Origin of the sequence: Gilvimarinus chinensis DSM 19667 (assembly GCF_000377745.1) — a bacterium.
Taxonomy (GTDB): domain Bacteria; phylum Pseudomonadota; class Gammaproteobacteria; order Pseudomonadales; family Cellvibrionaceae; genus Gilvimarinus; species Gilvimarinus chinensis.
The window spans coordinates 609,042-623,336 of record NZ_KB898707.1 but is presented as its reverse complement, the minus strand read 5'-3'; the positions used below and the strand labels follow the sequence as shown (position 1 = coordinate 623,336).

Here is a 14,295-nt window from a genome sequence, read left to right as displayed (position 1 = left end):
GCCACCAGCAACGACAAATTTTTGATGGCCTGTTGATTCACTTCAGTAATCATTATTAAACCTTACTCAACCCATATTGGGCGATGGAGGTCAGCAACTCTCGATTACCTGGCATCGCTTTTTGATAGTTAAGAAATTTTTTCTGCTCCTCACGAAGCATTTGTTGTAACTTAGCCGCATCAGACTTACGTGAAAAATCAGATGAAGAAACAAACCCCATACCAAAGAGCACATAAGCATAACTGGCCGCGGGAAAAAGCTCTTCTACTTGCATAAAATCTCGCAAATAAGGAGGCCGGCTACGCCATAAAAGTAATTTCTCACGAAGCTCACCCGGTATAGCATTTTCACTCACAGCGTCTCGCCAATACTCAGTGTCTCGTCGCTCTGAAAGCACATAATGTAATTTTAAAAACTCAACGATACGCTGCCAACGGTATTGGAAAACTTGATTAAACTTATTTGCCACCACATCCATCTGAGCACGATTTTCAGGCATTTCGTCCCGTATCATGGCTGCCGACAATTCAACTAATGCTAATGCTGAGGCCTCCAAGGGCTCAATAAAACCGGCAGCCATACCCACAGCCACACAGTTTTTATGCCAAAACCTTTCCCGATAGCCCGGTCGAATATCGAACTTTCGGATATTGATGTTCTGCTCGGACACATGCGGTGCCGTCGACTGAATATAGTGCTGCAAACAATCTGCAGCCTGGTCCTGACTTGAATGAGCGCTAGAGTATACGTACCCAACCCCGCGCCGACTCGCTAAGCCAATATCCCACGTCCAGCCACATTCTTGCGCTGTGGCTATGGTAGTACTCGCCACCTCTTCACTGTCGTCGGCATAAGGGAGTTGCACAGCAAGGGCAGAGTCGTTAATGGAGTATTGATCGCATTTAATAAACCCAACACCTAAACACTCTCCTAGAAGCAAGCTGCGTCCACCACTGCAATCAATAAACAGATACGCTTCCAAGCGACCGTTATTCTCAGCGACCACTGCATCAATGTCGCCATTATCTCCTAAATCCACCGATACAACATGATCTAATAAATGCTTAACTCCCAGCACTTCTGTGCAATGTCGCTGCAGCAACGCAGCGAATTTCCCTGCATTCAGATGGTAACCGTAGTTTAGTGCACCCGCGTACTCAGGCACGGTAATAGTCTTAGGCGCCAACCCCAGCTCACAAAGTCGAGACTGTATGCCGGCAACCTGATCAAAGGGGACGTCACCACTTTCGCACCACAACTTATGGTAATCAACTTCATTGAAGGAGGGCGGTAGAGAAAATGGATGATAGTAAAAATCATTGGGTTCACCTGTGCGCCAACCGACGAACTTAGAGCCTTGTTTAAACGAGGCTGAGCATTCGCGTAGAAATGTCGTTTCGCTGATCCCGATGCGCTTAAGCGTCGAACGCATCGTAGGCCATGTCCCTTCTCCCACGCCGATAGGGTTTACGTCGGGAGACTCGATTAAGGTAATTTCAACCCCGCCCGCAAACTCCGCCGCAAGCACCCCCGCAGTCAACCAACCCGCTGTCCCACCACCAACTATCACTATTTTTTTATTCATTTTTACCCGAGGGCCTGATGACGTTTAAGATTATTCTGCCATAAAAAAAGCCGCTGCTTCCAGCGGCTTTTTACTGTCGCCAAATCAAGTTTGGAAAGTAACCAGGGGCTTAAACTGTAGCGCGCATCCAAGTTTCCAGGTTGAACATCACAGCTCGGAAAGAGCTTACAAGAGAGAACCCTCTCCGACTAAATTTAAGCTCTCTAGCAACAAAGCTCGTAGTTACTTACCTCGTAAGACATAGAGAAATCAGTCTGCGAGCACTTTGCGACACAACCAGGCGCGTTATTACCGCCTTAAGCAAAACCAGATTCTTACACATTCCCCCAGAAAAAATCATCTATCTCTTTACCAGCAGCAACAACCACAGTGAATCGTGAATACCCAAGAGATAAACAAACCTCAAGAATATTGTCGCACCTAGCCGAAAAACATTCATCTCGTAAAAATATTAATAATTAACAATCGAAGTTAATTTTTCAAAAGCTGAAACTTACTTATTCATCTGAGAACATTTTACAACAAGAAAAACTTAGCTTAACGTCTTACAATAGCGATCAATAAAGCTCTGATGATCTGGGAGCTTACTTACGACATCAGAAATTGTTCTACGCGTATTGCTTAAATGACTCACTAGCTCCTTATCCGACATAGTGCTAAATATCTTATGATAATAGTTAGGAGTAATACCTTGGCCGAGCATTACATGCAGCCACGAGCTGAGCCTGAAGAGCTCTCGCTCTCCTAGAAAAACGAGAGAGTTATCCTTAAATAATTTGATACGGTGAGACAAAGATTCAGGAATATCCATGTACTTACAATAACGCCAGAATTCACTATCTTCGCGAGCTGTAACATGATAATGCAAGATAATAAAATCGCGAACGTTTTCCAATTCTTCGATTGACTGCTGATTATATTCATCAACGACTGGCTGAGTAATTCCGTCAAATGGAAACATTCGCATCAACCTGACAATACCGATCATAAACATATATATACTCGTTGACTCCAGCGGCTCAACAAACCCACTGGAAAGCCCTAGCGCAACGCAGTTCCTATGCCAAAAAACTTTACGCCGGCCAGTCTTGTATTTGATTATTCGAGGCTCAGTCGTGGTTTGACCTTGAACATTATTCAACAAGTGCTGTACAGCCTCATCATCCGACATAAACTCACTGCAGAATACGTTACCGTTACCCACCTTATGCTGTAAAGGTATGTGCCATTGCCAGCCAGCCCTATGTGCTGTGCAAGTCACATAAGGTTTTGCAGGCTCTATCGATTCAGTTTGAACCGGGACAGCACGGTCACAAGGCAGCCAGTGTGACCAGTCTAAAAAAGGGACTTTAAGTGTTTTATCGATTAACAGGCCGGAGAACCCAGTACAATCAATAAACAAATCACCTTCGACAACCTCGCCTGATTCCAACTGCAGGGCTTTAATATGGCCATCTGAGTGTTGCTGAACTTGGTGAATTTTCCCCTCTATCCGTTTAGCACCCAAATTTTCGCTAAATTCTCGTAAAAATTGAGCGTAACGGGTAGCATCCAGATGGTAAGCGAAATTAATACTACCTTTATTTGAAATCGCAAATCTATTAGCTTTAGCAGCTTGGGCTTCAAGACTATACTCTTCAAAATCCGCATTTACTCCCTTGCTTTTGCCATAAAGCCAAAAGCTTTGAAAATCAGCAAGATAACTACTTTGGCCGGTAGCACCAAAAGGGTGAAAATATCGGTCACCAACCTGCCCCCAGTTTTTAAACTCAATACCCAGCTTAAAAACTGCACCGGTGGCCCGCATAAACTCCTGCTCATCGATACCTAACAATTTATGGAATGCTCTCATGGGCGGAATAGTTGCTTCACCCACGCCCACAGTGCCAATTTGTTCAGACTCCACCAAGACCACGTCAACCAGCTTTCCGAGTTTTTTAGACATGGCAGCAGCAGCCACCCATCCAGCGGTACCCCCGCCGACAACTATCACTTTCTTTATATTATTATGCAAAAGTGGACCTCATATCTTTTTAATGGTAACTCATCATTAAAATTGGCTAACGATTAAGGTTGTTAAGAATCATAGCCCTTAACATTTTGGCTTTATTAACATCAATTTCACCAAGATACCCTTTCGCCTCTTCAGGCAAATGATCACCAGCCTGATTAGAATCTCCGAAGATGTAATAATCGAAAATATGTTTCCACGCTTGTTTTTCGTTTTCAGGTTTATCTCGTAAACTTAACATTGCGTGATATAAAACATTCACAGTCGGGCCCATATGTTTTGCAGAATTACTCCACCAATAGTTGATCAAAACATTAAATGGGCTTTGAGCCTCTACTTGATGCCACCACATACTAGGTAGATATAATGCATCACCTGGCTCTAATTCAGCAATTTCACCATGTTCCACTGCCTGTGAGAATTTAGGATGTTTTTCAAAGTCAGGGTTAGCCAAGTCCACCATACTTAAGACTTGGCCACCCGGAGTCGGTGACAACGGCCCGGGGTATAGGTTCGAAATTTGATCTGGAGGAAACAGCGTAAACCTACGCTTTCCAACCACGCAGCATGCCAGGTTATCTGATGCATCATAGTGGCAGCAAGCCGTCGTACGATTGCCAATCCAAATGCCAGCACGGACACCTTCAAGAGGATAATTCACTCTGGGCCTAGGAATAGCAATATCATTCTCAGCCCGAAAGCCCGGAAAGTGGCTATCAATAAGATTCGACGCGATGTAGTAAGACGTCGGGAGCCTTTCACTGAAACCTTCTTGAATAAGATCCAAAATTTCGTCAATTTTGGCCTTTCGAGTCTTATAATTTAGCGCCGTACCGTGCTCGGTATAAAAAAAACGTCCATTGATCTCAGGGCTCCCTATACTTGCGATTGAAGCACGACCGTTATAATGCGACTTTATATAATCGATTGCGTTACCGTCTGACTTCAATCCCTGTTTTACAATCGCCCAATTCTTTACTAAACCCTTTAAAACTACTGGCTCTTTAGATGACAAAACCCTCTCATCCAAAGTCTCTGCTTTGGAGCCTGTAATGATTTTAGTCATTTTCGAAATCGGCATCATAATTCCGTCTTTTAATACTCTTTATGTTGGGAGCTTGCCCCAAAGAACATGAAACATGAATTTTCACTTTAACAAGATCTTTTGAAAAAGTTAAAACGCTAACTACGTTATCTCCAAGCTCAGCACTGAAACATAAAATCATTTTCAAACTTTAATGCGAAAAATCCTAGCAGCATGTAATGAGCAACAAGCATAGTTCTTGACAGGCAAAAGCTATTCATACAACCAGCAAACTCAGAATATTAACAATATCCACTAAGCGAAATAAAAAAGCCGCTTTGCAGCGGCTTTTAGCTCATTAAAGAAAATGACTTTAGATTAACGTTGACTCCTCCTAGTTAAAAGGTATAACGCGCACCCACTGTATAGCGAGGCCCTAAATCACGCAAATCCCACATCATATCGTAATTACGACCATGTGATCGGCTGTCTTCACCAGTAATATTTAGACCTTCAAAGCTTACAGACAGTCCATCCAGGATTTCATAGCTCACATTCAAGTCGATCTGAGAATAAGCTTCAATATAACGAGGGTTAGCGAAAGCACCTCTAGATGCCTCATTCAGATATTCATCGCGCCAGTTATAAGCGAGTCGCGCCTGAAGGCCATAATTCTCATAAAGAGCAACCAAGTTTGCAGTATCACTCAACCCCACCAAAGCAAATTGAGAAGAATCAGGTGAACCTAGATTATCAAAGCCTACATCCCCACGAACCAGAGTGTAGTTAGCTTGAATACCAAAACCAGTCTCCCCAAAGAAGTGCTGTATAGCAAACTCAGCGCCATGTATTTTGGCTTCTCTGGCGTTGTTCGGCGTATTAGTTCTGAAAACAGTCTCGGGATCTTCATCACGCGAGATTAGATCCCAAAGCCCACCTGGTTGGCCAGAAAGAAATTCATTCTGCTCTTGCGTTGCCGTGTAATCAACATTACCAAATTCAGCGACCCAAGCGTCGTTATACCCACCATCCTGGACTATGAACTCGTTGAATACCATCTGACCATGCAAATTATCGTCGTTTAGAGCATAGCCATCGTTCGCAAGCTCTTCCGCCGCTGCCTGTGCCCTTGGCCCACTAGTAACGTCACGAATGCCCAGCAACGTACGCTCCACCTGCTGCGAGCCAATGAAATTGAAAACATTCTTTTCGAAAAAACCAATAGAGGCATAGTTTGCATCGCTGTAATACCACTCTAAAGATAAGTCAAAGTTGGTTGACTCAAGTGGCAACAAGCCGGGGTTTGACGCATTAGCTGTAGGTCGCGCCCCCAGATAAGTTGACCCGCCACCGGCTCCAAAATTAGAAGCCGAGACACCTAAATCAGCCAAACCCGCCCTGGCTATGGTTTTACTGGTTGAGAAACGACCAATTAAATCATCGGTTATATTAAGAGTGAAATCCAAACTAGGTAATAAGTTGTCATAGCTGGCGTCAGCTGTAACCAAACTAGAAGGTTTACTAGGATCAACGTCAATAGAAACGTCGTTGTTAGACTGCCAGCTAGTTAAATAGCCTGCCGCTAGAGAGCTGGACTCCACGTCGGTAGTTTCATAGCGCACACCGGTCAAAATGCTAAATGGCATATCGCCTAATTCACCACTTACCGTAACCTGAGCATAAGCAGCCAAAACCTCTTCTTTAACAAGATTATCGGCCGATTGACTCATTGTCGCAGGTAAAATATCGGAATAACGTGCGATATTATTCGTCGCATACTCATACAAATCAGCAGCATTTGCTCTAAAACCAGAACCGTCAAGCGGAGAATAATCGTCGAACTCGCCCTGAATATCAAAGGGCTCGACCAAATCACCAAACTCACCCGGATAAGCGCCTTCCCAACCACCTAAAGCAACATTATTTGCCGTGTAATTTACCGTGTGAGACTCCATCTCCCGCGACTCAATACCAAAATCGAAGGCAGCGTTGTCGAACTCGTAAGTACCGTCAAGCTTAACTTGGTTGACTGTCATCGTCTGATCGGCTTGACGTAAATTCAGCATTGTGGAGCTTACGTCACCGGGGTCGACTATACCGTTATTATTGGCGTTGTTGATGCTGTCATCATAAGAGTTTTCAACAAGAGGAAACTCCCTACCAAACCACCACTCACGATCAGTCACTATGGGCGCAGCCAAAGCCATACGTATAGAGCCGGTACCGAAAGGCCCAGTACCACGAGAGTGCATTTCTGAATCATGGACATCCAAGCTTAGGCTTAACTCGTCGTTAACTTGAAGTTCGAAATTTGCACCAAATGATTCCAAAGTGTCGGTAGTTTCTGCCCACTGCTGCTCATACCCTTCATCAATGCCACCAGCATACGATTCGCGGGCGTAAATCATGGTAGCAATATCTTGGTCGTCAAACTCAACAGCTTGAAGGTTGGTACCTTGTTGCATCCAGTTACCAGTTTGACCCAAGGCTTCTTTCACTTCATTTTCTGCAAAGGTGTAATCAACGGTAGCGGTAAAATTTTCAGTCGGCGCAAACTGTAACGTCAGCTGCGCATTATCCCGGGTGCGCTGAGTATCTGTAAACTCATAACGTAAATCAAAAAAGCGAGAGTACAACTGACCTTCGTCTGGAGCATTTTCCACGTCTACGTTGGCGTTATTCCACGCTCTAGCTGGCGCATTCACACTGTCCCATTCGTAAATACCCCAATCATTGATTGTCGCGCCAATAGAGCCCGAGTCACGCTCTTGGTGACTTGCACTCAAAGAGACACCCCAAGTGGCATCATCGTTAGAATAGCTGAGAAGCGTGGAGAGCTCCGGGGTAACATCATCCCCTACACGATTAGTGGTATCCGCAAGCGCCTTAGCGCCAAAAGTTGCATTAAAGCCAGGATTATCCAAAGGCCTTGCGGTTAGGATATTGATAGTTGCACCAATACCACCTGTGACCATAGATGCCTTGCCTGTTTTATAAACCTCTACGCCACTTACAGCCTCGGACGCAAGGTTACCAAAATCGAAAGACCGTGAATTACCCCCTTCACCACGATTAATCCCACCTGCTGGCATGGCACGGCCATTCAAGGTCACCATATTATTACCCGCACCAAATCCACGCACGGTTACTTCCGCACCCTCACCGTTTTCACGACTGATTGAAACACCGGTAATGCGCTGCAAAGACTCTGCGAGGTTGGTATCAGGAAATTTACCAATATCTTCAGCTGAAATTGCATCAACTACACCAGCTGAATCACGTTTGATATCCATCGAGCGCTCTAATGATGCTCGAATACCGGTAACCACAACTTCTTCTAGCGCCTCTTGGGCCTGGGCCATCTGGCCTAAGCCCATTAACGTACTGGAAGCAACGGCTGAAGCTATCAGCTTTTTCTTAAAGTTAGATTTTCTATACATGGAGCTCTCCTATTATTATCGTCAGGAAGATTAATCCGTCTCTTTACTTGCAGATGTTCGTTATGCAACGAATCGTTATCCGCGAGTTTCCGCTCACTTATCTTGAGCCACCCATCGACTTAACCGATGTAATAAAGGTGGACAATGGAGCCAATTCATTTCGCTTCGGCAGATTTATCTGGGCATTTATTTCATACCGAGGTGAATCATCAATAAATTTACGGCAAGCGATACCCCTATTCAATAGGCTTCAACCACCAGCCACAAATGTAACCGGTTACCAATTCTTCTGTTAACCATAACGAAAACGACAAATGGAAAAAGTGTAAATCGTGAAGCATGCGCCATTTTTTTGAGAGAGAATACAAGCGCCGCAGGTGAAGTTGAACAGAATTCTATTATCACCTCAAAATAATGATCGTAAAGTGTTGATTTTAATAGAAATAACGTCCCATCTTAACAATTTTTATTTGTAAGATAATAAATCGCAAAATCAATCACGATGGTTGCGCTATCATTACCGGAACCACCAGTAGAGTTACAGATAAATAGAAAATATTTTTTTAAAAAATTTTTTGTTATCGCTATCAAAGGTTAAATCAGTTTTAGCAAATAGTAGTAAAAAGTATGGGGCAAGCTGTACCCCCTTTAAAACTCTGGCCTACAAAGAAGTTACCTAATCTTGCTAGATTACAACAACACTCATGTAACCGGTTTCCGGTATGACAGCGATGTCAATAAAAGCTCTAATTGTTCAAAGAAAGGGCAGCCAAAGGTTATAAAAGAGACACTTATTCATTGCACTTTTATTATAATTCGCCCCACCCACTCTAAGGGACCATATTCTATCTATAAACCGTACTCACTGAAGAATGGCTACAAAAAAGGCCACCTAATAGGTGGCCTTGCTGTAATACCGTGGGCCCTGAGCCCTTTAACGTATTAGGTATATTGCAGTTTGACGTTTTCGATGCCGTATTGATTGCGCAGACGCTGTAACAGGTCGTCTTCTGGCCTAACCCCCCAGTCTCGGCCCAGCATTAATTCGCACCGGGCATCGGAACGAAGGTAATCCACTACCACCGGGCAACGACCATCCTTGTAAGGCTCAAGACAGCTTCTCAGCTGCTCACTAAAACCAGCCCCCAGGGCTCCACCTTGAAGAGTTAAGCGTAATGCGCGCGCTTTTTCCTGACGAGCCTCAGCAAGATTTTTAATACTTTCAGCGCGCATTTTAAGTGAATTATTGTAATCGTCATGACTTACCTGCCCCTCAACCAAAAGCAGCGCATCTTTTACTAATAACTCTCGATATTCGGCAAATGTGTCTGCAAATACCGCAATCTCCATTCTTCCTGTACGGTCATCCAGAGTAATGAAGGCCATGGTATCGCCACGCTTTGTTTTCATTGTTCGAGAGGCGACCACCAGCCCACCAATTCGCTGTGCGTTCTTTTCCGGTGTCAAATCGGCGATTCTACAAGAGACTAAATGTCTGATCTCATGCTCGTATTCATCAATAGGGTGCCCGGTAAGATATAAGCCGAGAGTGTCGTTCTCAGCTTGCAGTCGCTCTTTCATCGACCATGGGTGTACCCGTGTAAACTCTTTATAGGAATCCTCCCCATCGGTTGCTACAGGTACCACGTCACCAAACAAATCCACCATCCCCGCGTTGGCGTTAGCGGCACTTTGCTCGGCGGTTTTTACCGCCTCGGTAATTGCTGAAAACATCACCGCACGATCTTGATCCAACCCTCGCCCTGGCCCTAAGTTATCGGCCGCCCCTGAGCGAATCAGTGCTTCTAACGCGCGTTTATTCACTTTGCGTGGATCAATACGCGCACAGAAGTCGAACAAATCGTTAAATGGCCCGCCCTCTTCCCGAGCTTTGATAATGCTGTCGACCGGCCCTTCGCCCAGGCCTTTAATAGCGCCCAAGCCATAAATAATATTGTTGTCGTCATCCACCGTAAACTTAAGCTCACCGCGGTTTACATCGGGCGGGAGTAAGGTTAACCCCATGTTCCGGCACTCTTCGATAAAGGTCACCACTTTATCGGTTTTGTCCATATCCGAGCTCATGGTGGCAGCCATAAAATGCGCCGGGTAGTGAGCTTTTAACCACGCGGTTTGATAAGAGACCAATGCATAAGCGGCGGAGTGTGACTTGTTAAAACCATAACCGGCGAACTTTTCCACCAGGTCAAAAATTTTCATCGCAAGCTCAGGATCGATGCCTTTATCCCTGGCACCCGACTCAAAGCTCACTCGTTGCTTCGCCATTTCTTCCGGTTTTTTCTTACCCATGGCCCGGCGTAACAAGTCAGCCCCACCCAGGCTATAGCCCGCTAGCTCCTGAGCGATCTGCATCACCTGCTCTTGATAAACAATAACGCCGTAGGTGGGTTTTAGAATGGGCTCTAGGCTTTTATGTTGATATTTAGCATCTGGATAAGCCACTTCAGCCTGGCCGTGCTTACGGTTTACAAAGTCCGTCACCATGCCTGAATCCAGCGGACCTGGACGGAACAACGCCACCAAGGCGATCATATCTTCAAGGTTATCCGGCTTGAGGCGCTTAATCAGGTCTTTCATACCGCGAGATTCCAGCTGGAAAACCGCTGTCGTCTCGGCGCGCTTTAGCAACGCAAATGTGGGTTCATCCTGCAGGTCAATCGCACTGATATCCAGCGCCGACTTGCCGACTTTACTGCGCTGGGCATTAATCATTTCCAGCGCCCAGTCAATAATGGTGAGAGTACGCAACCCCAGAAAGTCAAACTTAACCAGACCGGCTTCTTCTACATCGTTTTTATCGTACTGGGTCACCAGACCCTTACCGGACTCATCACAGTAAAGCGGTGAAAAATCAATTAATTTATTGGGTGCAATGACCACACCACCGGCGTGCTTACCTACATTTCGGGTTAAGCCCTCGAGCTTAACCGCCATTTCCCAAATTTCCTGCGCATCCCCATCGGTCTCTAACATCTCTCGCAAAAGCTCTACTTCTTCCAAGGCCTGCTTGAGCGTCATTCCCGGTGTGGGAGGTATCAGTTTAGAAAGCTTATCGGCAAGGCCGTAAGATTTCCCCAGCACACGCGCCACATCGCGTACCACAGCTTTTGCCGCCATGGTACCGAAAGTAATAATTTGGCTTACCGCTTCTCGACCGTAAGCCTCAGCGACGTAATTGATCACTTTATCGCGGTTTTCCATGCAGAAATCCACGTCAAAATCCGGCATGGATACCCGTTCTGGATTCAAAAAGCGTTCAAACAGTAAGTCGTATTGCAGCGGGTCAAGGTCGGTAATTTGCAGCGAGTAAGCCACCAGCGAGCCGGCACCGGAACCCCGACCAGGCCCAACCGGAATGCCGTTATCTTTAGCCCACTGAATAAAGTCCATTACAATGAGGAAGTAACCGGGGAACCCCATCTGCAGGATAATATCCAACTCGAATCGCAAGCGGTCTTCGTAACGTTTTTTGTCAGCTTCGTACTCTGCACAACCGCTATCAAGGATACGCTCTAATCGGTTATACAAACCCTCAAAGCAGACTTTTTCAAAAAACTCATTTTCCGTCATTCCATCCGGGATCGGGTATTGCGGCAAGAAATACTCGCCCAAATGGATATTGACCGAACAGCGTTTTGCAATCTCTACCGAATTTTCTAACGCTTCAGGAATATCACTAAACAACTCCTGCATTTCATCAGCGCTACGAAGGTACTGCTCCTCGCTGTAGCGACGCTCACGGCGTGGATCATCCAGAGTACGGCTATCGGCAATACACACTCGGGCCTCATGCACTTCAAAGTCATCAGCGTGTAAAAACCTTACATCATTGGTGGCGACAACCGGGCACTGGACCAACGCTGCGAGCTCTACCGCCGCATGTAAATAAGCCTCTTCATATTCACGACCTGTGCGCTGCAACTCAAGATAAAAGCGGCCAGGAAACAGATTCATCCAAAACTTCAACTCTTCTGCTGCCTGAGCTTTACGCCCGGACAATAACGACAAGCCCACATCACCGAGACGCCCTCCGGAAAGTGCAATTACGCCTTCAGTAAACTCAGCTATCCACTCCCGCTGAACATACGCAACACCTTGTTGCTGGCCCTGCTGATACGCTTTGGAAATTAGCGCAATGATATTTTTATATCCGACATCGTTCATTGCCAGCAACGTAAAAAAGCTCGGCTTACTCTCACTGTCCGCACCAGCCAGTAAAAAGTCGCTCCCCACAATGGGCTTAATACCCTGCCCCTGCATTGCTTTATAAAATTTAATTAAGCCGTAGAAGTTCGTTTGATCGGTAATGGCACACGCGGGCATCTCCAGTTCAGCCAAGCGGCTAACTAAAGGCTTTATTCGAATAATACTGTCCGACAGGGAATATTCGGTGTGTAAACGCAGGTGAACAAATGATACAGACATAAAATTAAAACATTTCCAACTGTTCTAGTTGACGCTTTACCGGACCAAAACTAACACGATGCACGGGAGAGGGGCCTTGCTTCTCAAGTGCCAATAAATGAGCTTTGGTTGGATAACCCTTGTGTAAAGCAAAACCATAACCGGGATATTGCTCGTCCATTGCCACCATCTCACGGTCACGGGTTACTTTAGCCAATATGGAGGCAGCGCTGATGGCAGGTACACGACTGTCACCTTTAACTACCGCTTCTGCAGGATATTGCCAAACAGGTATTTTATTACCGTCCACTAACACATGCTCAGGCTGCACATAAAGCCCTTCAACAGCGCGATGCATAGCCAACAAACTTGCTTGCAAGATGTTAATTTGATCGATTTCCGTCACACTCGCTCGAGCAATGCAGTAAGAGAGAGCATGCACTTTTATCTCATCAAACAGTAATTCACGTCGCTTTTCGGTTAATTTTTTAGAGTCCGCCAAACCCGCGATCGGCTTATCAGGATCAAGAATAACCGCAGCGGCAACAACGTCACCCGCCAGAGGGCCACGCCCTACCTCATCCACACCGGCAAACAAGTGCCCTTTATAGACACTGGCAAAAGGCTCCATGACTAACTCTCAACTGATTCAGGTTCTGAAGGATTCTGTGCGATCAAATCGGCAATAGCAGTAGCCGCTTCCCGACTGGCGTTTTGACGCAACTGTTGATGCAGGTGCAAAAATTCACCCTGCAATTGCGCCACTTCCTGAGGGTTATCCAAGTAGTTTAAAACCCTTTCTGTAACCGCACTGGAGGTCGCATCACTTTGCAGTAACTCAGGCACCAGCTCACGGCCTGCTAAAAGGTTCGGTAAAGAGACAAACTCTACTTTTGCCATGGCCTTAATAATATGGAATGACAGAGAGGCCATTTTGTAACAAACCACCATCGGCTTTTTAAGCAGCATGGCCTCCAATGCCGTGGTACCTGAGGCAAGCACAACGATATCAGCGGCAGCCATCACCTCGTGGGAACGGCCATTGATAAGCCGTATCGGTAAATCGCTGTACGCACTAAGCAACTGGTGCAGCTGACGATAACGATGTCCATTCGCCGCAGGCACCAGAAATTTAGTGCCAGGCCTGGCGGCGACAATGTCTCGCGCGGCGCTAAAAAAAACCGGCCCTAAACGCTCAACTTCCGATTGACGACTACCGGGCATGAGTGCAATAACGGGCGAGTGGCCCTCTACCGCTAAACTTTGGCGGTGTAGCTGACTATCAATATCGAGCGCAACATCATCGGCAAGGGGATGGCCGACAAATTTAACGGGCACGTTATGAGTTTGATAAATCTGATTTTCAAACGGCAGTAACGTGAGCATTAAATCGATCGCTTTTTTGATTTTTTTAATGCGCCCGCTACGCCACGCCCAAACCGATGGACTCACATAATGTGCCGTGGTAACACCCTTCTGCTTTAGGTGCTGCTCTAGAGATAGATTAAAATCCGGCGAATCAATACCGATAAAAACATCTGGCTGACTCGCCTCAAAATGCTGTTTTAAAAACTTGCGAATGCGCAACAACTCCGGCAGGCGCTTTAAGGGCTCTATAAGTCCCATAACAGCCAACCGCTCTTGGGGGAAAAAAGAATGAAAACCTTCAGCGAGCATTAACGGGCCGCCAATGCCAGAGAACTCTACATGAGTGTAAGTATGTTTGAGCTCGCGTATTAGCCCAGCCCCGAGAATATCCCCGGAGGCCTCGCCGGCGACAATTCCTATGCGAATGGGAGGGTTCATAGTA

At 45.9% G+C, this 14,295-nt stretch carries 7 protein-coding genes; all 7 read right to left on the bottom strand.

The genetic code is table 11. The annotated features are described in order from the left end of the window. Nucleotides 1–55 precede the first annotated feature (55 nt). Complete coding sequence (locus tag D568_RS0108760; protein WP_020209219.1) at nucleotides 56–1,585, bottom strand: tryptophan halogenase family protein; 1,530 nt, start codon at nucleotides 1,583–1,585, stop codon at nucleotides 56–58. 532 nt (nucleotides 1,586–2,117) lie between these two features. Continuing rightward, complete coding sequence (locus D568_RS0108755) at nucleotides 2,118–3,599, bottom strand: tryptophan halogenase family protein (RefSeq protein ID WP_026286927.1); 1,482 nt, start codon at nucleotides 3,597–3,599, stop codon at nucleotides 2,118–2,120. 46 nt (nucleotides 3,600–3,645) lie between these two features. Further along, nucleotides 3,646–4,680: a cupin-like domain-containing protein gene (locus D568_RS0108750; RefSeq protein ID WP_020209217.1), complete on the bottom strand. Its 1,035-nt coding sequence runs from the start codon at nucleotides 4,678–4,680 to the stop codon at nucleotides 3,646–3,648. Between the two features lie 338 nt (nucleotides 4,681–5,018). After that, nucleotides 5,019–7,997: a TonB-dependent receptor gene (locus D568_RS0108745; RefSeq protein ID WP_281168645.1), complete on the bottom strand. Its 2,979-nt coding sequence runs from the start codon at nucleotides 7,995–7,997 to the stop codon at nucleotides 5,019–5,021. 1,005 nt (nucleotides 7,998–9,002) lie between these two features. Then, nucleotides 9,003–12,506 (bottom strand): DNA polymerase III subunit alpha, encoded by a 3,504-nt coding sequence (gene dnaE, locus D568_RS0108740; RefSeq protein WP_020209215.1) that lies wholly within the window; start codon nucleotides 12,504–12,506, stop codon nucleotides 9,003–9,005. A gap of 4 nt (nucleotides 12,507–12,510) precedes the next feature. After that, on the bottom strand, nucleotides 12,511–13,116 hold the full coding sequence (rnhB, locus tag D568_RS0108735; protein WP_020209214.1) for a ribonuclease HII: 606 nt from the start codon (nucleotides 13,114–13,116) through the stop codon (nucleotides 12,511–12,513). A 2-nt stretch (nucleotides 13,117–13,118) separates the two neighbouring features. After that, nucleotides 13,119–14,291: a lipid-A-disaccharide synthase gene (lpxB, locus tag D568_RS0108730; RefSeq protein ID WP_020209213.1), complete on the bottom strand. Its 1,173-nt coding sequence runs from the start codon at nucleotides 14,289–14,291 to the stop codon at nucleotides 13,119–13,121. Between the last annotated feature and the right edge of the window lie 4 nt (nucleotides 14,292–14,295).